General features: G+C 68.0%; 22 protein-coding genes. 6 read left to right on the top strand and 16 right to left on the bottom strand.

Going from position 1 to position 25,299, the window contains the following annotated elements; translation table 11 throughout:
- Nucleotides 1-130: 130 nt before the first annotated feature.
- Nucleotides 131-895, bottom strand: a complete 765-nt coding sequence (locus A5779_RS25950) for a trans-aconitate 2-methyltransferase (RefSeq protein WP_064886598.1) — start codon at nucleotides 893-895, stop codon at nucleotides 131-133.
- A 43-nt stretch (nucleotides 896-938) separates the two neighbouring features.
- On the opposite strand from A5779_RS25950, the gene A5779_RS25945 reads away from it, so the two are divergent.
- Complete coding sequence (locus A5779_RS25945; protein ID WP_064886597.1) at nucleotides 939-1,817, top strand: amidohydrolase family protein; 879 nt, start codon at nucleotides 939-941, stop codon at nucleotides 1,815-1,817.
- A 23-nt stretch (nucleotides 1,818-1,840) separates the two neighbouring features.
- Complete coding sequence (locus A5779_RS25940) at nucleotides 1,841-3,040, top strand: alpha/beta hydrolase family protein (protein WP_064886596.1); 1,200 nt, start codon at nucleotides 1,841-1,843, stop codon at nucleotides 3,038-3,040.
- Here A5779_RS25940 and eccE read toward each other — a convergent pair.
- From eccE to A5779_RS25875, 13 genes are all read right to left on the bottom strand, one after another.
- Nucleotides 2,996-3,916 (bottom strand): type VII secretion protein EccE, encoded by a 921-nt coding sequence (eccE, locus tag A5779_RS25935; protein WP_064886595.1) that lies wholly within the window; start codon nucleotides 3,914-3,916, stop codon nucleotides 2,996-2,998. The genes A5779_RS25940 and eccE overlap by 45 nt on opposite strands.
- Nucleotides 3,913-5,289 carry a type VII secretion-associated serine protease mycosin gene (gene mycP / locus A5779_RS25930; protein ID WP_064886594.1) on the bottom strand — a complete coding sequence of 459 codons (1,377 nt, stop codon included), beginning with the start codon at nucleotides 5,287-5,289 and terminating at the stop codon, nucleotides 3,913-3,915. Before mycP ends, eccE begins: the two co-directional genes overlap by 4 nt.
- A 7-nt stretch (nucleotides 5,290-5,296) precedes the next feature.
- Nucleotides 5,297-6,718, bottom strand: coding sequence for a type VII secretion integral membrane protein EccD (eccD, locus tag A5779_RS25925; protein WP_064886593.1), 1,422 nt, complete (start codon nucleotides 6,716-6,718; stop codon nucleotides 5,297-5,299).
- A gap of 2 nt (nucleotides 6,719-6,720) precedes the next feature.
- The gene (locus A5779_RS25920; protein ID WP_064886592.1) at nucleotides 6,721-7,644 is read right to left on the bottom strand and encodes an ESX secretion-associated protein EspG; all 924 of its coding nucleotides are present in this window, start codon (nucleotides 7,642-7,644) and stop codon (nucleotides 6,721-6,723) included.
- A 9-nt stretch (nucleotides 7,645-7,653) separates the two neighbouring features.
- Nucleotides 7,654-7,941, bottom strand: a complete 288-nt coding sequence (locus A5779_RS25915; protein ID WP_003880383.1) for a WXG100 family type VII secretion target — start codon at nucleotides 7,939-7,941, stop codon at nucleotides 7,654-7,656.
- 33 nt (nucleotides 7,942-7,974) lie between these two features.
- Nucleotides 7,975-8,268, bottom strand: coding sequence for a type VII secretion system protein EsxG (gene esxG / locus A5779_RS25910; RefSeq protein WP_064886591.1), 294 nt, complete (start codon nucleotides 8,266-8,268; stop codon nucleotides 7,975-7,977).
- Between the two features lie 61 nt (nucleotides 8,269-8,329).
- Complete coding sequence (locus tag A5779_RS25905; protein WP_064886590.1) at nucleotides 8,330-9,907, bottom strand: PPE family protein; 1,578 nt, start codon at nucleotides 9,905-9,907, stop codon at nucleotides 8,330-8,332.
- Nucleotide 9,908: 1 nt separating this feature from the next.
- Entirely contained in the window at nucleotides 9,909-10,220 is a 312-nt protein-coding gene (locus A5779_RS25900) for a PE family protein (RefSeq protein ID WP_064886589.1), read from the bottom strand.
- Nucleotides 10,220-14,185, bottom strand: coding sequence for a type VII secretion protein EccCa (gene eccCa, locus A5779_RS25895; protein WP_064886588.1), 3,966 nt, complete (start codon nucleotides 14,183-14,185; stop codon nucleotides 10,220-10,222). The genes A5779_RS25900 and eccCa overlap by 1 nt, the downstream gene beginning before the upstream one ends.
- The gene (gene eccB, locus A5779_RS25890) at nucleotides 14,182-15,735 is read right to left on the bottom strand and encodes a type VII secretion protein EccB (RefSeq protein ID WP_064886587.1); all 1,554 of its coding nucleotides are present in this window, start codon (nucleotides 15,733-15,735) and stop codon (nucleotides 14,182-14,184) included. The genes eccCa and eccB overlap by 4 nt, the downstream gene beginning before the upstream one ends.
- The gene (gene eccA / locus A5779_RS25885) at nucleotides 15,732-17,501 is read right to left on the bottom strand and encodes a type VII secretion AAA-ATPase EccA (protein WP_064886586.1); all 1,770 of its coding nucleotides are present in this window, start codon (nucleotides 17,499-17,501) and stop codon (nucleotides 15,732-15,734) included. The genes eccB and eccA overlap by 4 nt, the downstream gene beginning before the upstream one ends.
- A gap of 186 nt (nucleotides 17,502-17,687) precedes the next feature.
- Nucleotides 17,688-18,581 (bottom strand): class I SAM-dependent methyltransferase, encoded by an 894-nt coding sequence (locus A5779_RS25880; RefSeq protein WP_064886585.1) that lies wholly within the window; start codon nucleotides 18,579-18,581, stop codon nucleotides 17,688-17,690.
- A 30-nt stretch (nucleotides 18,582-18,611) separates the two neighbouring features.
- Nucleotides 18,612-19,511: an oxygenase MpaB family protein gene (locus A5779_RS25875; protein ID WP_064886584.1), complete on the bottom strand. Its 900-nt coding sequence runs from the start codon at nucleotides 19,509-19,511 to the stop codon at nucleotides 18,612-18,614.
- A gap of 77 nt (nucleotides 19,512-19,588) precedes the next feature.
- Between A5779_RS25875 and A5779_RS25870 the strand changes: the two genes are divergently transcribed.
- Nucleotides 19,589-20,203: a TetR/AcrR family transcriptional regulator gene (locus tag A5779_RS25870; protein ID WP_064886583.1), complete on the top strand. Its 615-nt coding sequence runs from the start codon at nucleotides 19,589-19,591 to the stop codon at nucleotides 20,201-20,203.
- Between the two features lies 1 nt (nucleotide 20,204).
- Nucleotides 20,205-21,020, top strand: a complete 816-nt coding sequence (locus A5779_RS25865) for a helix-turn-helix domain-containing protein (RefSeq protein ID WP_064886582.1) — start codon at nucleotides 20,205-20,207, stop codon at nucleotides 21,018-21,020.
- Here A5779_RS25865 and A5779_RS25860 read toward each other — a convergent pair.
- Both A5779_RS25860 and A5779_RS25855 read right to left on the bottom strand, forming a co-directional pair.
- A complete protein-coding gene (locus tag A5779_RS25860) occupies nucleotides 21,004-22,413 on the bottom strand; it encodes a carboxylesterase/lipase family protein (protein ID WP_064886599.1) in 1,410 nt (469 codons plus the stop codon). The genes A5779_RS25865 and A5779_RS25860 overlap by 17 nt on opposite strands.
- Entirely contained in the window at nucleotides 22,410-23,312 is a 903-nt protein-coding gene (locus tag A5779_RS25855; RefSeq protein WP_064886581.1) for an MBL fold metallo-hydrolase, read from the bottom strand. The genes A5779_RS25860 and A5779_RS25855 overlap by 4 nt, the downstream gene beginning before the upstream one ends.
- A 101-nt stretch (nucleotides 23,313-23,413) precedes the next feature.
- Here A5779_RS25855 and A5779_RS25850 point away from each other — a divergent pair, with 101 nt between their 5' ends.
- Entirely contained in the window at nucleotides 23,414-24,295 is an 882-nt protein-coding gene (locus A5779_RS25850; protein WP_064886580.1) for a helix-turn-helix transcriptional regulator, read from the top strand.
- 7 nt (nucleotides 24,296-24,302) lie between these two features.
- Nucleotides 24,303-25,139, top strand: a complete 837-nt coding sequence (locus A5779_RS25845; protein ID WP_064886579.1) for an SAM-dependent methyltransferase — start codon at nucleotides 24,303-24,305, stop codon at nucleotides 25,137-25,139.
- The last annotated feature ends 160 nt before the right edge of the window (nucleotides 25,140-25,299 follow it).

Genomic DNA, 25,299 nt, shown 5'->3' with positions numbered 1-25,299 from the left:
CCATCGCTCTCCACGTCCGCTTTGTCACGCTGGAGTGGGACCCCACTTCGAGTGCCACTCCAGCGTGACAATGGCGCAGGATGGGCGGGCGCAGGATCGGCGGGCGGCGGCTCCACGGGCGGCGGCGGATCTACCGCACCCGCGCCACCACGAACACGCGACGGAACGGGAAGAACGTCGTGCCGTCAGCGCGCCGAGGGTAGGCCTCGGCCAGCATCGGAATGATGGTCTGGCGGTATTGCTCCCACATCTCTTCGCTCAGCCGACCCTTGACCTGTGTCAGCGCGGTCCCGGTGATCCAGTCCAGAACCGGTGTCTCGCCGGTCAATTGGTGCACGTAAGTGGTCTCCCAGGCGTCCACCACACACCCCGCATCGGTCAGCAGGCCGGCGTATTCGACGGGCGTGTCCACCTGGCCGACATCGCGCCACGGCATGTCGCGCAAGGGCTCGATGAACGGTTCACGACGAGCCAGTTCCCGCACCGCATGATGGGACGGGGCATCGAAATTGCCCGGCACCTGGAAGGCGATCCAGGATCCCGGCGCCAACTGCCCGGCCCAGCGCACCACGAGTTCGCGATGGGTGGGTACCCACTGCAGCGCTGCGTTGGTGATCACCACATCGGTGTCGGGTTGCGGTGTCCACTCCTCGATCGCCCCGACGTGTGCTTCGAGCCCGCGGGCCTGTGCTGCCGCGACCATTTCCGGGGAGCTGTCCCAGGCCTCCAGCGTCGCTCCGGGCCAGCGTTGCGCGAGCGTCTCGGTGAGGTTGCCCGGCCCGCAACCCAGGTCGACCACCCGGCGTGGCGCCTCCGCCGCGACCCGTGTGAGCAGGTCGTAGAACGGCCGGCCCCGATGGTCGGCGAAGGCGAGGTAGGTGTCCGGATTCCACATGCCCCGATCATGCCCGGAACCAAGGTCGATATCGTCGGACGCGATGGATGAATCGGAGAAGGTGCGGAAGATCTGGACGGAGTTGGGGCTGCCCGGCATCGTCGACGTGCACACGCACTTCATGCCCAAGAACGTCATGGACAAGGTGTGGCAGTACTTCGACAGTCAGGGCCCGATGATCGGCCGGGAATGGCCCATCACCTACCGCGCCGACGAGTCCGAGCGGGTCGCCACGCTGCGAGAATTCGGCGTCCGGAGGTTCTCCTCATTGATCTACGCGCACAAGCCGGAGATGGCCGCCTGGCTCAACCAGTGGGCGGTCGGCTTCGCCGAGGACACCCCGGACTGCCTGCACACCGCCACGTTCTTCCCGGAACCCGAGGCCCCCAAGTACGTCGCGGAGGCCATCACCGCAGGCACTCAGGTGTTCAAGGCGCACATCCAGGTGGGCAACTACGACCCGAACGATCCCCTGCTCGACGAGGTCTGGGGGCTGATCGAGGACGCCGGCGTCCCGGTGGTCATCCACTGCGGTTCCGGACCGGTGCCGGGTCAGTTCACCGGCCCGGAACCCATCGCCAAGCTGTTGGGCCGCTATCCGCGGCTGGTGCTGATCGTCGCGCACATGGGGATGCCCGAGTACTCCGCCTTCCTGGATCTCGCCGAGCAGTTCGATCAGGTGAGGCTGGACACCACGATGGCGTTCACACCGTTCGTCGAGGAGACGATGCCGTTTCCCACCTCGGAGACAAACCGGCTGAAAGCGCTGGGTGAGCACATCCTGTTCGGCAGCGACTTCCCGAACATCCCCTACGGCTACGCCGAGGCCATCCACCACCTGATCGACCTGCCGGGCGTCGACGACGCATGGCGCCGCAATGTCCTACACGACAACGCCGCGAAGTTGTTCGGGCTGAGCTGAGCAGTTGGCTAGCATCGGGAAGCGTGGAGCCGTCCAGCGCAGATCCGGTCGAACCCCCGATCCCTGTTCCCGACGTTCCCGGCGGTGAAGCCGGTGCGCGCGGCCTGCCACGCCGCTCCGACCTGACGCTCAAGCAGCGGGCAATCGTCGACACCTCCGCGATCGCCGACATCGCGTTGCGGACCGGGGTCGCCTCGATCGTGGCCACGTCGATGGTGCCGACGACGTTGGCGTCGATGTTGCACCCGTCCGCGTCGCGGGCCGAGCACGACCACATGCGGTTCTACGCGGATCTGGCCGCCGCACGGGATCCCGCGGTGTCGTTCCCGGCGCCCACCCGGCCACCCCGGGTGTCCACCCGCCGGGCCAGTCCGGTCGCCGAGATGATCGCCCACGGCCGGGTCGAGAACATCCGGTTCCAGAGCAGCTTCACCGCAGTCAACCCGGCGCTGCGGGATATGTGCAGCGGATTCACGCGCAACAACGTTGTGCGGGCCCAACATTGGCGCCATGACGACGGACCGCACCCGACGTTGTGCGTGATCCACGGTTTCATGGGATCGCCGTATCTGGCCAACGGGCTGTTCCTGTCGTTGCCGTGGTTCTACCGCTCCGGGTACGACGTGTTGTTGTACACCTTGCCGTTTCACGGTCAGCGCGCCGAACGGTTCTCACCGTTCAGCGGCTACGGATACTTCGCCCACGGGTACGCCGGCTTCTCCGAGGCCATGGCCCAGGCTGTGCACGACTTCCGTTCGGTGATCGACTATCTGGAATCCACCGGTGTCGACCGGATCGCCCTGACCGGCATCTCACTGGGTGGGTTCACCTCGGCGCTCCTGGCCAGTGTGGACGACCGGATTCAGGCCGTGGTGCCGAATGTTCCTGTGGTGACGCCGGATCGCACGGTCGACGAGTGGTTCCCGGCCAACAAGCTGGTGGCCCTGCAACGCCGGGTGGCCCGAACCGATCCCGCTTTGATCGAAGCGGCGGCCCGGTATGCCTCGCCGCTGAATTATCGTCCGCTGGTGCCCAAGGACCGACGGATGATCATCGCCGGCCTGGGCGACCGGCTGGCTCCACCGCAGCAGGCCGAGATGCTGTGGGAACACTGGGATCGCTGCGCGTTCCACTGGTTCCCCGGCAACCACCTGCTACATGTGAGCCAGCCGGACTACCTACGCCGGATGACCCGCTTCCTGCGGGATTTCATGTTCGACTGACCGCTGCAGCAGTGCCTGCGGCAGTTCGGCAGGGGCGCCGTCCAGACGGTCCGAGGACAACGGGTTCAACGCTGCCAGTGCCGGACGGTGCCGGCCACCCGCCGGCTTCAGACCGGCCAGCGGAGCCTTGCGTGCGGGCCGGTCCGCCGTGCGGATCGCCGCACCTACCGTCAGCTGCGGCTGGGTGGGAGATCCGGTGAATTCCAGTGCCGTCCACGTTTCCTGGGCTGGCAGGGCGCCGATCCCGGCGAGTACAGCGTCCAGCTTGTCGCTGACGCCGACCAGGTAGGCCGCCACGAATCCCGAGTCGTCCTTCACCCCGCGCCAGGTTTCCTTGCCCGGGTCGGGCAGCGGGGAGTCCACCCCGTCGACGAGCGTGACGGTCCAGCCCTGCTCACGCAGGTGGTCGGCGAGCCGGCGCCCCACGATTTCAGTGGTGTCCCGCAACGGGATCTGCGACGAACGGGCGCGCAACGCAGCGAGATTGTCCGCTGCGGCAACCGTCAGGCTGATCCAGCTGCGCCGGTTGCCACCGGCGTCGCGGTGGGTGACCCGGACCTTGTCGCAGCGAATGCCGTAGCGGTCGAGGTAGCTGACCACCACCGGCAACTGGGCCGGGTCCGCGGGATCGACCCGCAGGACAACGGTCTCCGCGCCCGGCTGGTCGACCGGCTGGTCCTTGGCGAGGTTGCGACGCCACACGGCGATGTGCCGGGCGACCCGCGTGGTCAGGAACAACCCGCCCCACCACGCCAGCAACAGCACGACAGCCGCAACGGAAACTCCGAGCACCCACCGTTCGGTGTTGGTCTGCCATGGCCGGGCCAGGACGGCTGCGACGATGAACAGCGACGCCAGCGCGAGTCGGGCGGTCATGTGGTGGGGTCCTTCCGTCGGTATGCGGCGAAGGCAACGGCCAGCGCCGCCAGCGCAAGTGCTCCGGTGCCGGCGAAAGCAACGATTCGGCCGGTGTTGTCACGCGGGGCTGGTTCTTGTGGTGCGGCAATGGGTTTGCCTGCGGGAGCCGCCGGTCCGTCCAGCGGCATGTCCGCGACATCCCAGGTGAGTGCGGCCACCGGATCGACACCGCCGGCGCCGATGACGTTCGACGGTGAGCGGGCGGCACCCTGCGCCGTCGTGGTCAACCGGTGGACCACCTGGCGGGCGTTCAGATCGGGAAACTTGCTGCGCACCAGGGCCGCAACGCCGGACACATAGGCCGAGGCGTAACTGGTGCCGCTGAGCGGAATCAGCTTGCCCTGATCGGTGGGCAGCGCGTTGGCCAACCCCCCGCCGGGTCCGTTGCTCACCGAGGAGATGTTCTCGCCCGGCGCCGAGATCCCCACCCAGGGACCGGCCATGGTGAATCCGGACGGCTGCCCGGTGGCGTTGAGCGCACCGACCGACAACACGTAAGGCTGCCACCACGACGGGATCGACACCGAGGAGACGCCGCCCCAGTTGCGGGGGTCACTCGGAGTTCCGGACAGCGGATTGGACGCGCACGCGGTCCCCGTCGTGACCCCGCCCTCGGTGTTGCCCGCGGCCGCGATGATGACCGCGTCCTTCTCCACCGCTGCATAACGCAGTGCCGCACCGAGTTCGGTCTGGTCCACCTGTTTGTCGGCGGGCAGGCACGTCACCACCGAGATGTTGATGACGCGCGCACCCATGTCGGCGGCACGCACGACGGCCCTGGCCAGGCTGGCCACATCGGCAACAGCGCGAGCCTCGGCGGCGTCGGCACTGGGCGTACGCGGCGCGAAGCGCGGTGAGTTCTGCCGGATCGAGATCAACCGGGCTTCCGGTGCCACCCCGGAGAATCCGTCGGACCCGGGTTGGCCTGCGATCAGACCGGCGACCGCGGTGCCATGGCCGTCACAGTCGGTCAGGCCGTCGGTGGATTCGATGAAGTCTCCACCGCCTTCGACGTGGGGCAACCGAGGCCCTGGCTGCACTCCGGTGTCGATGACCGCAACGGTCTGACCCTGCCCCCGGCTCTGCTTCCAGGCACCGGACAGGTTGAGCGCCAGCTGGTTTGGGTTGACCGCACCGGGGTCGGTACCCGGCTTCGCCTCGGTGGCGACGCACGCCGAACGCTGCGCCATCGCCTCCACCGGACCTGCGCTGCCGGCCGGTGGGGCGACCTGCGGGTCGACCTCGGGCGGGCTGACCGCACCCGCCGACGGGGCGCCGACCAACAACACCAGACCGGCTGTGGCCAGAACACCCAGACTCTTGTGGATCACCGATTCATCACCTGTCGAGGACGAGGCTGAACAGCCCGATGAGGAAGGCCATCACAGGAATCAGCGATGCATCGAGCCCGGTTGCCAGGAAGCCCACCAGGCGCCGCATCGGCAGCGAGTAGGTGTCCGGCGACGCCGCCCGCGGATTCAGTGCGGCGAAAACCCACACCACGACGAGCGCGGCGAGCACGGCCAGCGCCAACCAGGCGGCCTGGTACCGGCCGTCGATCACGAAGGCCACCAGCAGGACGACGGACAGCAGGTAGGGATGGCCCAGCAGCCAGGACTTGCAGGAGGCGGAGTCCCAGACACGAGCCCGCAGCACAGCGCCGAGCGCGGCGGCGGCGACGACGTACCAGGCCCACGGCGACGCGGTCGACGAACCGACCAGCGCCACCGATCCGGCGACACCGAGCAGCACGCCCGCGGCGATCACGCCGGTCTGGTGCGACTGGCTCACGCGGACCCGCCGCGGCAGGTCGGCCAACACCGAAAGCGGTTGTGCCGACGGGGAAGGATCACCCGGCGCCGGGATGACCGGCAGCGGGAAGCGGGCCCACATCGCGGACAGTTGGGCGGCCTGGACCGTGACCACCAGGGCGATCAGGATCAGGGCGCACCCGATCACGGTCGAGTTGATCTCCCACAGCGAGGCGGCACCGGCCACCAACAACACGCCGGTTCCGGCCACCGTGGTCGCGGTGAACACGGCGATACCACGGTCATCGGGCGAGCTGGCCATGCTGATCAACGACCATGCCGCCACTCCGGCCGCGGCCAGCAGGATGCTGGGTGCACCGAAACCGCCTGGCACACCGAGTGCGAACGCTGCGCCGACGGGAACCAGCCCGGTGACAGCCAACGCGGTGGCCAGAGCTCCCGAGCGGCTCCGGGTCGACAGCGAGGCGAGCACGGTGGCGATGGCGATGCCACCGACCACGAACAGCCCGAGCAGTTCGCCGGTCAGCACGCGATGGGCGACGGCCAGGCCGGTGCCCACCAGGATCAGCCCGATCACGGCCAGCGCTGCAGCACGCGCAATGTGCGCGGCGCCCCACGGGCGTCGGCGGGCAGCCGAGAAGATCACAGCGGCGTCGGCGATGTCCTCGACGATGCGCGGGGCGGCCGGGCCGGCGGGGACGGCCTGCAGCGCAAGCAGATCCCCGTCCACCACGCCGACCGTGTCGAGGGTGGCGTCCAAGCTGTACGGCGCACCCCCCACCGGGGCCAGGCTGAGCCGCACCGGGTCCGGGGCGCTCGCCCCGTCGTCGCCGCCGGCGTTGGGGGGCAGCACGATGCGCTGGACCGCGGGCAGAATCTCGCGCAGCGGCAGCTCGGACGGCAGGGCCATCTCGGTCAGCCGGCCACCGTCGTCTCCAGCGGCCAGCACGGCCACCCGGACGATCGGCATCACAGTGTTGTCGGACATTCCTATGCTTTCTGGGTTCTTCTCATGGAGCGTGGATCTCGGTGGGATACAGGGTTGTTAGATACAGCGGCGTTGGATAACTCGTCGTTTTCGGCTTCTCTGTCGAAGTCGCGGATGAGCGGTTGGTCGGGGAACCAGGAACCGCTCGGCAGGGAGGCGGTGAGCCGTTCGACCGCCATGGCGATCGCGTCGGCACTGCCTGCCGTGAAGGTCGAGATCCACTCTCCGTCGAAGGCTTTCGACGGAGAGACCAGAATCCGGCCCCCGGGGGTGTCGATGATGCTGACTCCCACCTGGGTGGTTACCCGGTGGCCGTCACGGTGCTCTCCAGCCACGATCTCGACGTATGTCCGCCGTCCGTCGAACACCGCCTCCACGATCGAGCGGGCCGAGGCCGGGACTCCGAGGAATCCCAGCACCTCGGTCAGCGGGGTGCCGTTGCGGATCTGCTCGTCGGCGCGGGCGCCGGCCGCGGCCGGCAGCGCGAACTCTTCGAACCGCGCCGGCTTGCGGTTCGACAGCCCGGCCGTGAGCACCGGGCCCAGGGCGTGCGGGTGGGCGATGTCCATCTCGGTGAACGTCACCAACTGCGCGTTGCGCAACACGACAACAGTCCGACCGTCCCGCCTCGCCACGATGCCACGCAGCAGATCGCCTGGACCGGATACAAACCGCAGGTCCAGCCATTGGGTCGCCCGGCAGGCCAGCCGAACCCATTGCGCCACCCGCGGATTGACTCCGCCGCCGGCGTCGAGCACGCCCATCCTGGTCAGTTCAGCGGCCTGTTCGGCGACAAAGCCGGCCCGCTGTACCGGTTCGCTGTAGGGCGGCGTGATGGCCAGCACCCACGGATACGCCCCGGCACCGAGTACCTCGGCGAGGTACCAGGCCTGATCGGTGGTCAGCTCGACGGCGTTAGCTCCCACTGGTCACAATCAGCCCCACTTGGCGCCTTCGGCAGCATCGCGTGCGCTCATCGACATGGTGTTCATCTCGTGAGTGGACGCCATGGCACGGTAGGCCCGGGTCAGCTCTTCCATCGCCTGGTTCCACTGGGCCTGCCAGGCCTGGTAGGTCATACCGGTGTCACCCTGCCAGGCGCTGCTCAGTGCGGCCTGCTCGCTGGCGATGTCGGCACCTACGGCGTGCAGGGCAGCCGAGTAGGTGTTCATCTCTCCGGCGTGAGCCAGCATTGCCGGGTAGTTGTACATGATCTGAGACATGAAAACTCCTGTATCGCTGTGGATCTAGCTCGGTCAGATGGAGGTGTAGGTGCTGGCCGCGGCCGCATCCTGCGCCACGTAGGTGCCCGCGGCGTCGCCGAGGTTGAGCTGCGCGTAGTCGAGCAGGGCGTTGACCTTGGCCGACACCTCGACGAACCGGGCGTGGGCGGCTTGGAAGGCAGCCGAGGCCTCACCCATGTGGAAGGCCTGCGACGACATGGCAGCCTGCTCGGCCTGCGCGATGGTGCTGCGCATCAGGGCGGCCTTGGCACTGAACGCCGCCTCGGAGGCGATCAGCTGGGGGATGTGAGCGTCCAACATGCTCATGGATTTTCCTTTCGGGTCGTAGACATTTGGCGGTGCATCGAACGTGATGAAGATGATCTGGTCAGCTGCGGGTACCCCCTTGCGAATCGCCGGGTTCCCAGGAACCGGGCAGCATCGGCGAGACGGGACTTTCGTCGTCGTAGCTCTCGCCGGCCAGCGTGGTCAGCCCGGCCGCGGTGGTGTCGGATTTGGTTTCGGTGCCGGTGAATCCCATGGCGCCGGCACCGCTTTCGGACGCCCGCACCCGCGGTTCCGGCGTCGGCGCCGGGTCCGGTTCTGGTTGCTCGTAGTCCATGTAGGCGTCCGCGTAGGCGTGGTCTTCCAATGCCGCACCACGCTTGCGACGCCGCTTGCGCCGTGCCGCCAGCGACGCGGCCACACCGGACGCCGCGGCGGGAATGCCGGAAGCCGGTGCCGAGGCACTGGACTTGCCGCCCACGGTCGGGCTGAAGCCCTCGTCAGGGTCACTGCCGAGCACCGCATACGGCGCAAAGGCCGCCGCCGCGACGGGTGCCGGTGCAGGAACACCTGCGGGGGCAGGCGCAGCGGCGGGCGCAGCGCCCGCGCCGACTCCACCGCCGAAGCCCGCCGGCGACAGGCCGGCCATAGGCAGTCCCTGATCGACGCGCGCCGGTCCCGCCGGAACATCGGCGTCGGCGGGAGCGTCGGCCGGTACATCATCGGTGGGAAGCAGGTCGAGGAAACCCAGTGCAGCAAGGCCGATGCCGAGCAGCGGTACCAGGAACGGCGAGAGCGCCACACCGATCCAGGTTCCCCAACCCACCGGCTGGAAGATCATCTGGTAGATGACACCGAACAGGAACGGCCCCCAGGTGGTCAGGAAGCCCGCCGGATTGGTCATCAGGTCCGTGAGCATGCTCTGCAGCGTCCCCAGTGGATCGTTGAGGAACCTCAGCAGCTCCTTGCCGCCGATCATCGAGTCGTTACCGAGGTAATCGATCAGCCATTGCGGCAGATTCGGGTACTCACTGTCTGCCGTCGCGTCGGCATTGGTCAGCGCCGTACCGGAATCCGTGGCCGTGCCCTGCGCCATCATCTGCTGTGCGTTGGCCGACGCGGTGCCGGCCTCCCCGGCGCCCGGCTTGAGCAGCATCGGCGACGGCGTGCTGGTCGGTGCCGCCATCACGGCGGCCCCCGAGACAGCCTGGTAGGTGGCCATGGTGGTGGCCGCCTGGATCCACATCCGGACGTAGTCGGCCTCGTTGACCGCGATCGGAATCATGTTGATGCCGAAGAAGTTCGTGGCCAACAGCACGCCGTGCACAACATGGTTGAGCGCCAGCTCGGGCATGGTCGGCATGGCCGCCACCGCCGTGGTGTACGCCGCGGCCGCAGTCTCGTGCTGCACGGCCACCGCAGCGCTGTTCGCGCTCTGCTGCGCCAGCCAGGTCAGGTAGGGCCCATGCGCGGCGATGTACTGCTCCGAGCTCGGCCCTTCCCAGGACCCGGCCTGCACCGAGCCCAGAACGCTGGTGAGTTCGGCTGCCGCCGAGGCATATTCGGTGCTCAGCGACTGCCAGGCCCCCGCGGCGGCCAGCAACGACCCGGCGCCTGGACCGCTGGAGAGCAGCGTCGAGTGCACCTCGGGTGGCAGGGCCATCCAAATGGGGGCAGTCATCTCAGATGCCGCGCGCAGTCATGTAGGACGAAGCCGCCATCGCGTCACCGGTCATGTAGCTGGCACCGGACTCGCCGACGCCGACGCCGGAGCGTCCGAGCTCCTCGACACCCTGCGCGGCCATCGTCGAGTGCTGGGCACCGTGGGCGCTGAAGCCGGTCGCGGTCTGCAGCGAAACCGCATCGGCCGCAGGCGGGATCACCGCCGAGACCAGGGGGGCGGCTGCCGCGTGCGCGGCGGCCAGGCGCGCGGTGAGCGCCTCCACGGCCGCGCTGGCGGCGGTCAATCCTTCTGGAACTACCCGCAATGTCATCAGAATTCCTTTCGCCCGTTGTTCACGGAGAGTGCCGTGTCTTCGATGAGTGGGTTGACGAGCTGGACGAACTCGGGCGCGTCACCGTCCCCGAGCAACATGCCGCGTCCCGCCGGGAACCGGGCGAACCGGTGCCCGCGGAGCTTGCCGCTGTCTGCCGGATTGCCCGACAGCATCAGTGTGGTCGCCTGCAGATCGTTGAGGCGACGCAGCAGCGGTGCCGTCATCACGGCGTGGGCCGATCCGGTGGCCCTGGCCGTCACGATGACCCGCAGCCCCAGATCAGTGGCCTCGGCCAACAGTCCGACGATGTTGGTCCACGGACGCTGCCCGGCGAACGGACCGCTGGCCGCGGGGCCGTCGGGGATCTGGTCCACGTCGTCGATGATCAGGTAGTGCGTGTGGCCATCCTGTCCGGACCGCTGGTTCCAGGCGCTGAGTTCCTGCGCGCTCAAACCGGCCGGCGGACGACGCTTCTCGATCAGCGACGACAGCCCCAGCATCGCGGGCAGCACGCGGTCGATGTTGGCCGTGTACTCGTTGTCCGGGAACAACGGCTCCTCGACCAGATGCAACCGTCGGTCGATCACGGTGAAGGCCACCTCGTCCGGCCGGGAGTTCTCCCGGATGGTCCGGATGATGTGACGCAACAGCGTGGTCTTGCCCGACTTGGTATCGCCGAACACTGCCAGCAGCGGGTTGTGCTTGAAGTCGAGCACCACCGGCGCCAGATCCTCTTCGCGCTGCCCGATGACCACCTGCTCGGGGGCCGGGTACAGCGGTGCCAGCGCGGCGGGGGCCAGCGCGGTGGGCAGCAGCCGCACCGGCGGTGCGCTCTGGCCCGGGTAGCGGGAGTTGATGACGGCGATGTCGCTCAACTGTGGCTCGGCGAACAGGAAGTGTTCGGCGGCCATGGTCAGGCCGCGGCCCGGCTGATCGGCAGGCACCGACTCGGCCGGCCGGCGCAGCGCACCCACCACCCGCACGATGCTGTCGTGGCTGTCGTGCAGCTTGAGCTCCAGCCGCAGGCCCAGGCCGTCACGCATCGCCAGCGGCACCTCCAGCCAGTTCGGCGTGGTGATGACGACGTGGATGCCGTAGGACAGGCCGGTGTTGGCCAGCTCGGTCACCTTGGCCAGCAACGGGTTACGCGTGTTGAAGGTGTCGGTGTTGTCGCGGCTGAACGCGTACAGGTTGTCGATGACCAGGAATACCTCGCCATACCCGTCTGCGTAGCTGCCCACCCGGCTCACGGCACCCTGCCGCTGGCGGGCCTGCAGCAGCTGTTCGAGCTCGCCGAAGGTACGACGGATGCGCTCGGGCTCCAGCGGGGTGGCCACGCTGCCGACGTGGGCCAGGTCCTCCAGGCCGGCGAGCTGTCCGCCGCCGTAGTCGAGGCAGTAGAAGCTGACCTCGCTCGGCGAGTGCAGCGCCGCGGCCGACAGCACAAAGGTCTGCAGCGCGGTCGACTTGCCCGAGCGCGGACCACCGTGGATCAGCACGTTGGCTGCCGACGAGTTGGCGTCGAACACCAAGGCGTCGCGGCGCATCTCGAACGGCTTGTCGATCTCGCCCAGCGGCCAACGCAGTTGACCGGGTTCGATGTCGGTGCTGGCAAGCACGTCGTCGAGGGCGATCGCGCCGTCCAGCGGCGGTAGCCACAGCTTCGGCGCCTGCGGTCCGTAGGTGGCCAGCTGGTCACCGATGGTGGCGATCAGCTTGCGCGGCGGCAGGACGTCGATCTCGGGCTCGTTCGTGACGATCACGGTATCGGGTTCGGGCTCCACCCGCGAGGCAGTGAACAGCTGAGGTTGCGGCAGCGCCCGGACCACGATCGACTTCTCGGCCCGCGGCGGGTCGTAGATGCCGTCGACGTAGGTGCTGCGGAACTTGATCGGCACCGCACCCGGGGCGGGTACCAGGAAGCCCTCGCCCTTGTGCTCGCGACCCGATTCGATGTGATACGCGTCCTCGACCCCGATGATCTGGCGGGAGATGCTCGGGCTGGCCACCTTCAGGCCGATCCGGTACGACGTGTTCTTGTCGATGTCCTTGATGCGGCCCACGTCCAGGGTCTGCGACGCGAACAGGATGTGGATCCGGAACGAGCGGCCCTTGCGCGCAACGTAATCGAACAGGTCGGCGTACTCGGGGTGCTCGGCGAGCATCAGCGTGAACTCGTCGGCGACCACGAACAGCGTCGGCATCGGCGGCAGGTCATGCCCGGCCGCGATCGCTGCCTCGTACTCGGTGACCGAGTTGAAGGCGCTGCCCTGCACCCGGCGACCGGCTTCCTTGAGCAGCTGCTCACGGCGGGCCACCTCACCGCGCAGGGTGTCGGCGAACCGGTCGGCCAGCGACCGCTTCTCTGCCATGTTCGAGATGACCGCGACGACCTGCGGGAAGTTGCGGAAGATGTCGGCTCCGGCCTCACCCTTGAAGTCGGCGTAGATCACGATGAGCCGATCAGCGGAGTGAGTGGTCAGCAGCGACAACAGGATCGACATCAGGGTCTGGGACTTGCCCGAGCCCGTCATACCGATCATCAGGCCGTGCGGGCCCATGCCGCCCTCGGCCTCGTCCTTGAGGTCGAAGTACAGCGGCTCGCCGGTGGCGGTGACGCCGATCGGCACCCGCAGCTCGTCGTCGCGGTTACGCGGGGCCCACAGACTCGCGACGTCCAGGGCCGAGGCATCTGGGATGTCGAGCAGCGTGCCGAAGGTGGCACCTCCGGTGGCGGTGGAACGCACATAGCCGGGGTTGGAGTCCCAACGCGACAGCCGCCGCGCGATGTGGGCGGCCTCGGCGGCCGACATCGAGTCCGCCTGCCCGACGTAGGGCTGCCAGCCGCTGCTCTGCCAGCGCTCGATCCGACCTTCGGTGACCCGCAGGATGGGCCGCTCGGGATCCGGGTACTGCTCGCGGTTGGGCAGCTTGTCACTGCGATGGATCACGGTCACCCCGGTCAGACCCGGCTTCCGCGCGATGTCGTCGGGATCGGCCTCGGGATCGTCGAGGACCACCAGCAGATGCTTGAGCACCTGGTCCGCCTCGGCGGGGAACGCGGGCCGGCCGACCAGAGCCGAATCGAGCTGCTCGCGCAGCTCGGTGACGCCGGTGGTCAGGTAGCGGGCCGGGCCCACACCGTCGGCCTGTGACGGAATATCCACGTGTGGAAGCCATTTCAGCCACGACCAGGCGTCGGAGTCGACGTCAGGAGAGGCCAGCGCCACCCCGAGCATGGTCGGGTCGTGCCAGGTGACGGCCTGGGCGATCCAGGCCCGCAACGCATCCCGGACCTCATCGGCCTCACCGATCACGGTGATCCGGGCGAGCTTGGTGACGTCGATGCCGGTCGGGGCATCACGCACGGTGCGCTGCACGTCGAGCAGACCGCGAAGGGTGCTGTGCGACACCGGCTCCAGGTCGATCTCGTCGGCGGTGTCCTTGACCTTGAGCGCGGCGTCCAGCGGCACGTCGTGCAGCCCGGCGCGCAGCACCAGGAAGTCACGGTCACGTGGATCGCGTTCCCACTGCCTGCGGGTGCCCGGGACGGAGGCCAGCGCCTCAGGCTCCGGGTGTGACCACTCCAACGCCTTGCGCTGCTCGGCGGCATGGGCCCGGACATTGTCGCGCACCACCGACAGGTAGCGCAGGTAGTCGGCGCGTTCGGCGTCGACCTCCTCGGTGCGCATCTTGTTGCCGCCGCGGTAGAGCGCGGTGGCGGCCAGCAGCAGCACGAACGGGAAGAACAGCATCGTCGGCGAGATCATCCGCATCCCGGTGGCGAACAGCGCCACGATCATGCCGACGATCAGGATGACGATCAGGTAAGGCAGCACCCGGCGCAGCAGCGACGGCGGGACCATCCGCTCCAACTGGGGCGGCGGCTCGATCGTGATGGTGCCCTTACGGGTGGTCGGCGGGGCCAGCCTCCGCTGGTGCTCGAAGATCAGCCGGCTCATCGGGTCGTCGCCTCCAGGCGTGCAGCGTTTGCGTTGGGCGACAGCGCATCGTGTGCGGTCAGGGCGTCGCCACGGGACAGGGTCGGGCCGGCCGCGAACTGCGTCAGGATCGACCACGGAATGGGCAGGGCAGGCGCGGTGAGGCCAAGCGCCTCGACAACTTTGTCGTTGCCGGCGGTATCGATGCCGTAGCGGACGCCGGTGTCGCTGACCCAGAACAACGAGCCTGCGGTCGGCGAGCCGGGCTCGGCCCCGACGGTCTGGACGAAGTAGCCGCTGCCCGGGGTCAGTGCGACCCGGTTGGCGGCGCCGTTGCTGCCCGCGCCGACCAGGTCGACGGTGTGCAGGCCGTCCGGCACCGGCAATGCCGCACCGGAGAGGACCGACAGCTTGCTCTCGGTGGCACCCGTCGGCTTGATCCACTGGGCACAGGTCACCGGGGCGGTCGACGGCGCGACCAGGTTGACCGGAGCGTCCGGGTAGCCGGCGGTGTCGATGGCGTGCGAGACAGGCATCCGCGATACCTCGTCGGGCCCGATCCGCGGTGCCTGGTCGAGGCCATAGGAGTTGGTGTTGCGCAGGATCGAGGCCAGGACCGGCGAGACCGGCTGCAGACCGTCATTCAGCACCGCGTAGTACCGGGCTGTGTTGTCGGCGTCGTACGCCGCCACCACGCCACCGACGGGCACCGGGGTCGACAGCTCGTAGCTCGTCGGCGCACCCGCGTCGGCGATGTGCGGAACCGCCAGTGCCGGGGCTTCGGGGATCGCGTTGAACAGGCCGGCAGCGATGGGCCGCGGCGTGGGGATCTGTCCGCCGAGACCGAGGGCGTCGGTGACGGCGCGGTTGGCCAGATCGACCGGGCTGCGCTTGCCGTCCCACAGCAGCCAGTCGCCCGGGGTCGGACCCTCGCTGTTGTGCACCAGGACGGCCTGATCGGACGTCAGCGTCAGGGCACGCTCACCGCCCGACGCGAGGGTGCCGGCAATGATGGTCACACCCGCGTTGGCGCCCGAAACCGCATCGCACACAGTCCAATCCGCGCCGGTGCTGACGCTCTGTACCATCCGCTCCGGCGCACCGGCGATACCCAGCAGGTTGCCGCGCGCGAACTTGTCGATCTCACTGGTCTTGACCGTGCTCGGGTTGTCCGCCTTGCCGGTGATCAACCGCGCCGAGGTCAGGTTGAGCACGGGGTGCAGCTGCTCCCCCACCCGCACGTACAGCGCGGCCGTTGACCGGTCGGCGAGAACGGCATCGTTTCCGGCAGTACCACCCGGCCGGAACAACGAGAACAGGAAACAGCCGACCAAACCGGTGATCATGATCAATGCACCGGTCAGCACCGCACGGCTCTGCGTACGGAGCGGGTCGACCAGCATGCGGGTGTCGTGCAGCGCGACGCCGGAGGCGATGCGGCGCATGACGAATCGCCAGCCGGTGACCTGGTTCTTGGTGACGAACCCGCGCCGGTAGGTCACCTGGTCGGGGTTTTCGTTGTTCGGCGTGCGGGACGCGAAGGAGCGCCGGTCCGGATCGGGCGCGGTCATGCGGGCACCGTCAGCCCCAGGCCGCGCAGCAGCGGGCCGGCCGAATTGTTCACGTCACCGGCGGTGATCGTCATCATCTCCTCGTCGGTGAAGTCGTCGTGGTCGGAATGATCGAGGCGGTACTCGCGCTCCTCCTCGGAACGCTCGACCAGGTTGCGGACGAAGCGGCCGTTACCGGCGATGTCGAGGCTGCGCCGCGGCACGCCTTGGGTGTCGGGCGTGGTGGCCTCGGCCAGGTAACCGAACAGTTTCTCCATGTCGTCGTGAGCGGCCTTCTCGAACGTGCTGTCCCGCTTCTCGGCCATCCGCTCGGCGATCTCGACGAGTTCGGACGAGGAGTACGACGGGAAATCGATGCTCCGGGTGAAGCGCGACCGCAGACCTTCGTTGGTGTCCAGGAACATGTCGAGGTCCTTGCGGTAACCCGCGACGATCACGACCAAGCGGTCGCGGTCGTTCTCCATACGGGCCAGCAGGGTGTCGATGGCGACCAGACCGAAGTCGTTCTTGGCGCCGGTGGACACCAGTGCGTAGGCCTCGTCGAGGAACAGCACGCCGTCCAGGGCGCTGTCGATGATGGCGTTGGTCTTGGCCTCCGTCTCACCGATGTGCTGACCGATCAGGTCGGCACGGTGCACCTCGCGGACCGTCTCCTTCTTGAGAAGTCCGAGGCCGCAATAGATCTTGGCGACGACGCGGGCGATGGTCGTCTTACCCGTTCCGGGCGGACCGGCGAACACGAGGTGGTTGGTGCGCTGCGCCACGGCCAGCCCGCGCTCCTGGCGCCGGATCGACATGGCGACCGAGCTCTTGAGCCGCGCCACCTGGAACTTCACTTCTTCCAGGCCGATGAACTCGGCGAGCTCGGCTTCGGCTTCGACGAGCAGGTGGGCCTTGCGTTCCTTGGCGCCCGGGTCGACGAAGTCGGACTCCGAGGGCTCCGTCTCCGGGTCCCACGGATCGGTGCGCGCGTCGATGCGTGCGGCATTGGTGAGGAGCAGCCCGAAGGTCGGATCCGACAGGGCCTCTTCAACCTGCTTGTTCTCCGGGTGGGCGGCGAAGAGGTCCTGCAGCACCTCGCTCGCGTCTTCGTCCTCACCCTGCGCACGCAGGGTGAGCGCCTTGGCGAGCGCGCCGTCGAGCGCGGCCACCGTGATCGGACCGGACGGATCCTCCAGGTACGACAGCGCGGGCGCCAGCATGCCGAGCCGGGCCAGCGCGATACCCAGGGTGACGCGAGCGGCGTGCGCAGTGACCTCGTCGAGCGACGGGTTGGTGACCACCGGGGTGAGCAGCCGCACCACATCGTTCCAGCGCTGGGCCCGGTGGTTGATCGCCACCCGCAGCCAGGTGGCGTTCAGCCAACCCGGCCGGCGGCCAAGGAGATCGCCCACGAGCGCGTCCGCCTCGGCGAGCTCACCCTGGGCAGCGCGGCGCGCCGCGTAGGCCAGCTGGAAGTCGTCCACCTCACTGGCGCGGAACTGTAGATACAGCCCACTGTCGTAGGTGAAACCGAGGTCACCGGCAGCCAGGTCGATCTCGCGCTGGAGCAGACCGGCGCTGGCCCGGGTGCGCCACACCGCGTCGATCACCGCACCGGACACGTCGCCCGCGGCGGCCAGACCCGTCCAGGCGTCACAGTGGTCGTGCGCGATGTGTGCCAATCCAGCAAAGCCGGACCGGGCTGAGGTGAGGTCGGCCGGCCGCTGCCGGTCGTTCACCGTCAAGCCCAACGCACGACAACATGTGGCGAAGCGGCTGATCACATCGCGATCGAGCCGGGGCGCTCCCTGAGGCGGAGCCGCAAGCGTGTCACTACCCATATGCGTGCACGGGAGCGACTAAGCCCCCGAATCTCTCCCTTATGTATGGCTAAGCTAACTTTTGCTGAAGTTAGCATTGCATAACTTAACTGTCGAGAGGCACGTACTCGGGCTAGCTCGTGAACTGCCTCACCTTTTGGTCGCGGCGACCAAGGTGATAGTTCCCGTCATCAGGCCTGCATCGGAGTCTGGAGCAGGCACAGGCCGGCCGGCGCCGGTCAGATAGTCATGCAGCGGAGTCTCAGCGGCTTCCCAGCCACGCTCGCCGAACCACCGCTGCGCGGGCGCGTGCTGCTGGTTGTACACGAGAGTGAAGAACGCGTTCTCTTCTCCGGAGGACACCGCTTCGGCGCGCTTGGCCTGGAATGCCTCGTCCGGCATCGGGATCGCTTCCTCGATGCCGACGAAGCTACCCGGGGCGGCGAGCGCATCAATCCCAGCAAACAACCGTTCCTGTGCTGTGGCAGGCAGATAGATCAACAGTCCCTCGGCGATCCAGGCCGACGGCCGCGACGGGTCGAAGCCGCTCTCCTGCAGCGCGCGCGGCCAGTCGTCGCGCAGATCGATCGCCACCTCGCGCCGCTCGGCCGTCGGCGCCTCGCCGAGCCGGTTTACCGTCTCGCGTTTGAACTCGAGCACCCGCGGCTGGTCCAACTCGTAGACCACGGTGCCGTCGGCCCACGGCAGCCGGTAGGCCCGCGAGTCCAGGCCGGCCGCCAGCAGCACGACCTGCTTGACCCCGGCGTCGATGGCCCGGGTGAAGTACTCGTCGAAGAACTTGGTGCGCGCGCCCTGGAAGTTGACGAAGCTCTCGCCGAATTCGGTCTGCAGCGGATGCTCGGGATCGGTGCCCTCGACCGCAGTCGTCCATTCACCGCCGACCGCGCGACAGAACACCTCGGCATACTTGTCCACGGCAAGCGGATCGGGCTTCCGTGCCTCCAATGCTCTTGAGGCAGCGACGAATAACGCTGTCGAACCTACGCTCGTGGTGATATCCCAGTTGTCATTGTCTGTACGCACCCGCGCGAGGGTACGCCGCGAGCCTGACAGCTACACCAATGGACGGCCGGTGCGGATCCGCCAGTCGAGGTCTTTGAGCAGCACATTGAACGGGAACTGCCGCAGGACCGAGGGCAGCAGGTCGTTGATCGTGCGGAGCACTTTGATCAGCTGGTCGAACCGCTTCTGACTCTTGGCATCCCACGGCAAACGCATCTCCTCACGGAACCGCTGCGGCAGGAATCCTGTGGTAATCAGCAGGGCCACTGCATCGAGCCGACGCTGCACGAAGCGGGGCAGCACCGGTTTCTTGGGCCGGCCCGCCGCGATCGGATAGAGATAGCCGCGCACGGTGTCGTCGATGTGCAGCTTTTCCAGGGATTCCTCCCAGTACCGGTCGAACGCAGCCCGGTCGGCCGGCCACATCGACTCGGGCACCTGCAGTGTGGTGCCCATGGTGACGCTGTCGCGGTAGTGCCGGTCGGCGGTCTCATCGTCCAGCTCACCGATGAACATGCGGAACACGTCGACGCCACCCTTGTAGAGGCAGGCGGCGACCCAGAGCTGGAGGTTCTTGTCGAACGCGTTGTATTTCACCGGACTGTCCTCGGTGGAGTACACCTGCGCGTGCGCCTTGTTGACCGCGCGCCGGTATGCCGCCTTCTGCGCGTCGCTACCGCGGGTGGCCACGGCCAGGTAGGTGAAGGTGGTCCTCGCCCGCTTGATCGGGTGGAGATCGGTGCGGCCGCTCTCGACGCGGCTCTCGACGACGCCGTAGCCGACGCCGGGGTTGGCCAGCTGCATGATCACGTTGGCCGGGCCGGCCAGCAGCGCCACGCCCATCAGCCCGTCGTCGAAGCTGGCGCCGCGCCGGCGGTTGGGCGCGGCGCCGGGCCGCGGCGACTCGTTCATCGGCCGCTCGACGTGCGGGATCGGTTCGCTGACCGTCATGGCCACCCCTTCTAGAAACTGAGAACCTGCGTTTCCTGATACTGGCCCGCCGGAGTGACAGGTGTCAAGATGTGAGGGTGAAGCAGGTCCGCCCGTACCGCGGCGTCGAAGCGGCCGACCGCCTGGCGCAGCGTCGCAGCCAGCTGCTGGAGGCCGGGCTGGATCTGCTGGGCGCCGAAGACGCCGAGGTCACCGTGCGGGCGGTGTGCCGCACAGCGGGTTTGGCCGCGCGGTATTTCTACGAGAGCTTCACCGACAAGAACGACTTCGTCGCCGCGGTCTATGACTGGGTGATCGCCGATATCGCGACCTCGACGCAGGCGGCTGTAGCGGCCGTTCCGCTGGCCGATCAGACCACCGCCGGGATGACCAACATCGTGCATCTGATCGCCAAAGACCCGCGGATCGGCCGGCTGCTGTTCAGCGTCAAGCTGTCCAACGAGGTACTGGCACGTAAGCGCGCCGAGTCCACCGCGCTCTTCGCCACCCTGCTCGGTCAGCATGCCGGCGATGCCCTGCAGCTGCGCGCGAACGACTACCTGCGGGCCACCTCTCATTTCGCCGTGGGCGGGGTCACCCAGACCATCAGCGCGTGGTTGTCCGGCGAGATCACGCACTCCCCCGAACAGCTCATCGACCAGTTGCGTTCGATGCTCGACGCACTGGCCGGAATGCAGCAGCCGGGCGGTTGAGATGGCCGGCCCGGTATTGCTACGTCCGAGCCCACCGCTGGCCCCCCACGTTCAGTTCTTCGGATACTGGCACAACGCGCAGTCCACGACCCATCGCAGCCGTGCCCTCCCCCGCGGCGCCGCCACCGTGATCATCGATCTCGGTCCCCACGAGCGGGTCGATTTCTTCGCCGCCGATGCCACCACCCGCCTCGACGTCGGGACCGCTTTCATCGCCGGCGCCGGTGTGGCCTCCTACGTCACCCAGATCGATCCGTCGCAAACCGTGCTGACCATCCATTTCCGTCCCGGTGGCGCGTCGGCGTTCCTGCCGGCGCCACAGGACGACCTGGAGGACCGCTGTGTGGACCTGGACGCGATCTGGGGTCGCGACGCATCGATCCTGCGCGCCCGACTGATCGAAGCACCCTCGGCGCGGTCGCGAGTGGCACTGGTGGAGTCATTTCTGCTGGCGCGCATGAGCTCCCGCGATCCCACAGTCGGCGCGGTCTTGCTCGCGGCCGAAAGTCAACCCTCGCTGCGGGTGGCTGAGGCGTCGGCGATGACCGGGTTGTCGGCCCGACGGCTGATCGCGTCCTTCCGCGCCGAGGTCGGCCTGACGCCCAAGACGTATCTGCGGTTGCGTCGGTTCCAGGCGGCAATGAGGCTCTTGGACGCCGGCGACACCAACGGTGCCCGAATCGCGGCCGATCTGGGCTACTTCGACCAGGCGCATTTCGTCCGCGAGTTCCGATCGTTCACCGCGATGACACCGACGGAGTACACCCGGCGCCGCACCCTGTTGCCCAGTCACATCGGGATCAACCCACACCGGTGAATCGGCGCATCTCCCCCGGCGCCCAGCCCGGATCTCCCGTGGTGGCGTACCGGACCCAGGCACCGTGCATCTCGGCGGCCAATGCGCGAGGAGGCTCGCCTGGCCCCAGCAGGGCACCGGGTCCGCGTACCGACTCCAGACCGGTTCGTTCGAAGACGAACGGTAGTTCGACCGCGTGAGCCGCGCCCAGCTTTCCGTCCACTGCTGCTGAGCGCCAACTGAATTCGTAGCGGTGGGTCGCGGGGCCCGACAGCTGCTCATGGGCCTGAGCCGTGCCTTCACTACCGGTGCGGAACAACGCGTCGCCCAGGATCGCCGACCGCAGCTGGCCCCAACCCGCCCGGGGGAAGCGGGAGCGGTACCGCTGGACCACGGCGGCCGGGTCGGCGTCGACCTGCGTGGCGAGCCGCTCGACGTCATCGAGGGTCGAGGAGTCGAAGTTCCCTTGCGGAACCAGGTACAGGTTGCCCTCCTCGGTGTTGGTCCCGATCAGCAGGTCCACCTCCGGATTGAGCTGCCGTGCAGGCTGATCGGTGAGCACCAGACTGAACGGACTCAACCCCAGCAGTGGGTCGAAACGTCCTTCGGTGTGCAGATCCAGCCCGGCCAGCTCGGGGATCGCGCCGACCAGCTGTTCATCAGAGAGGGCGTCAAGTCCGGTGACCGTGGCCTCGACTTCGAGAACCTTGGCTGCCGCCCGGCTGACCTGTTCGGCCTGATCCGGATGGAACGACCCGAAGCCGTTGCCGCTCTGCATGATTGCGCGACGGATGAGCCTGTCCACGCCGGGCGAGGCCAGGGCTCCGGCGGTGATCGTCGCACCGGCGGACTGGCCGAACAGGGTGACGTTGCCCGGATCACCACCGAAGGCCTCGATGTTGGCCTGCACCCACTCCAGCGCAGCCAGCACGTCGAGCAGGCCGCGGTTGGGCGACGCGCCGGGCAGGTCGAGAAATCCGGTGATGCCCAGCCGGTAGGTGACCGTCACCAGTACCACGCCGTCGCGGGCGAAGGCGATGCCGTCGTAGAGCGGTGAGCGGGTGGAGCCTGCCACGAAACCGCCGCCGTGGACGAACACCATCACCGGACGGCGCTGGGCGTCCGGCGGGGCCCACACATTGACGGTGAGGTAGTCGGAGCCGCGCACCCAACCCGGTCCGAAGAACGGTGTCATATCCAAGCGCCCGAAGCCGTTTCGGCGTGGCTGGGGTGCCGTCGGCGCGAGGCGGGTCGCATCGCGCACGCCGCGCCACGGCTCGTGTGCTGCCGGAGCCGCGAAGCGGCCGGTGATGCCGGGCGGTGCGGCGTAGGGGATGCCGAGGAAGGCCGAGCCGTGGGCGGTGCGGATTCCCCGCACCACCCCGGTGGCAGTGTCGACGGTCGGGTCGCTCATGCCGTCGCCCGCTCGAACGCTGCCCATTCCTTTACCGCGAACCGGTCCCCGTCCCGCATCACCTCGGCCGCGCCGTAACCGCCGAAATGCGCCGGTATCACGAGTGTGTTGGTATCGGCGGCGTGGCCGAGTACCCGTCGGCGCGATGCCCGCGCCTGTTCCAGGTCCTCGCAGTAGCAGCTGTTGACATCAGGATGAACGATCTGCAGCGCGGTGTGCATCATGTCGCCGACGAACACCGCACGGTCACCGCCGGACTGCAGCCGGACCACCGCCGAGCCTGGGGTGTGCCCGGGGGCAGGCTCCAGCGTGATGTTGTCGTCGATCTGAAAGCTGTTCTCCCACAATGTGGCCTGACCGGCCTCGTGGACCGGCGCCACGCTGTCGAGGAAGACGTTGTCCCGTCCCGCGACGGGGTCGTCACGATTGGCCGGGTTCCAGAAATCGAAGTCGGCCCGCGGCATCAGGTAGGTGGCGTTGGGGAACGTCGGGACCCAGTTGCCGTCGTCGAGGTAGGTGTTCCAGCCGACGTGGTCGATGTGCAGGTGGGTGTTGATCACGACGTCGACGTCTTCCGGTGCGACCCCGGCCCGGGCCAGATTGCCCAGAAAATCAGTGTCCAGGTGATGCCACACCGGGGCATGCGGCCGCTCCTTGTGGTTGCCCACGCCGGTGTCGACCAGGATGGTGCGGCCCGCACTGCGCAGTACCCAGGTCTGGATGGCCGATACGCAGTCATCGCGGCCGGGATCGTAGAAATCCGGAACCAACCAATCCTCGTTGCGCTGCCACATGTCGTCGGTGCTCTCCGGGAAGAACTCCTGCGGCGACAGCCGCACCGAGCCGTAGTACTCCATGACCCGGGTCACCGTGACGTCGCCCAACACAATCTCGTTCATGTCCCCAGCCTGGCGAGGCGGTGATCGGCCAACCAGTCCCAGCCGTGCCTACCACTGGCAGGGATAGGCACAACCCCTCGAACCGGAGGCATAGTGGGCTGATGAGCACCGGACAACTCGGCGAGTTCCTGCGGGCCCGGCGCGGGCGGCTGCATCCGGAGGACGTGGGCCTGGCCCGATACGGCGAAAGACGACGCGTGGCCGGTCTTCGGCGCGAAGAGGTCGCCCAGCTGGCCGGAGTCAGCGTTTCCTATTACACCCGGTTGGAGCAGGGGCAGTCGGTGAATGCCTCGGAGGCGATCCTCGACGCGCTGGCCCGGGCTCTGCAGCTCGATGTTCACGAGCAGGCACATCTGCGGGAGTTGGCGTCCCAGCGCGTACAGCCGCCCCGCCGACCTCCCGTCGAACGCGTCAGCACCTTTACCCGCGATCTGTTGCGCTCCATGGACCACCTGCCGGTGCTGGTGATCGGTCGGCGCACCGACGTGCTCGCCTGGAACGAGCTGGGCCATGCCCTGCTGGCAGGCCATCTGGATTTCACCTCGGTGGACCACCCCGCGACCCGGCCCAACCTGGCCCGGCTGCTGTTCCTCGATCCGCACACCCGCGACCTCTACGCGGACTGGGGCCGCAAGGTGCGCACGGTGGTCGGCAGCCTGCGCCTGGCCGCGGGACGATATCCCGACGATGCGCTGCTGTCCGCCCTGATCGGTGAATTGTCGGTCAAGAGCCCGGAATTCGTCGCGCTGTGGGCCGATCACCGGGTCAAGCCGTGCGAAGCCGACTCCTATGACATGCGTCATCCGCTGGCCGGATCGCTCACCGTCACCATGCAGAACCTGGCGATTACCCGGGATGTCGACCAATCGCTGTGTGTCGTCACGACCGCGGAAGGTTCGAGTTCGGCGGACGCGGTACGGCTCCTCGCGCAATCGATCCAGGACAAAAATATCCAAGCCTCCACGGCAGCTGCCCGCGCATGATCGCTGTATGACTAACTCTGGACCCACCCCAGGTCAGGCCGTCGCCGATACCGGCACCCTGGTGGCGGCCATCCGCGCCGAGGAAACCCGCCGCCCAGACCGGCTTTTCGACGATCCGTTCGCCGAGCGGTTGGCCGGGGAATCAGGGCGGCGGATGCTCGCCGAGTCGGTGGCCGCGACCGGCGACAAATCGACATTGCAGATCGTGGTGCGCACCCGGTTCTGGGACGAGGCGCTGTTGAATGCCGTGCCACCGGTGAAGCAGGTGGCGATCCTCGCCGCGGGTCTGGACGCGCGGGCCTACCGGCTGCGCTGGCCCGATGGCACCACACTCTTCGAGCTCGACCAGCCCGCCGTGATCGCGGCCAAGGCCGATCTACTGGCCGGCAGTGAACCGAACTGCCGGCGGGTGGCCATCGGCGTCGACCTCACCACGGACTGGACCGATGCCCTGCGGTCCAACGGTTTCGACCCTGATCTGCCGACCGTGTGGTTGATGGAGGGGCTGCTGCAGTATCTCGACGAGGAGGCCGTCCACACCGTCTTCCAGCGGGTCGATTCACTCTCGGCGCCGGGTTCGGTGCTGCTCTACGACATCGTCGGCAAGACGTTGCTGGACAACGTCATGCTCGCAGCGGTTCGCGAGCAGATGGCCCGCAACGGCGCGCCGTGGCTGTTCGGGACCGACTCCCCGGAGCAATTGTGTGAACCACTGGGCTGGTCGGCGGTGGTCACCGACATCGCTGAGCCTGGAAACAAGTGGAACCGGTGGTTCGCCCCGGCAGTGCCACTGGACGTCCCCGGGGTACCGCGCGGCTACTTCGTCACCGCCACCAAGTCTTGACGCCTTGACGCCTTGACGCCTTGACGCCCGGGGGCGGTTGCGGCCCCCTTGCCGCCGGCCGTTGCCGCCCGTTTGTCACGCTGGAGTGGCTGTCGGGTTCGACGGCCACGCTGGCGTGACAATGTTGGCGGCCAACTCGGCCGGCGGCCACGCATTGTCA

Origin of the sequence: Mycolicibacterium peregrinum (assembly GCF_001665625.1) — a bacterium.
GTDB lineage: Bacteria > Actinomycetota > Actinomycetes > Mycobacteriales > Mycobacteriaceae > Mycobacterium > Mycobacterium peregrinum_B.
Note: the sequence above shows the minus strand (reverse complement) of the source record. Positions and strands in the feature narration are given on the sequence as shown.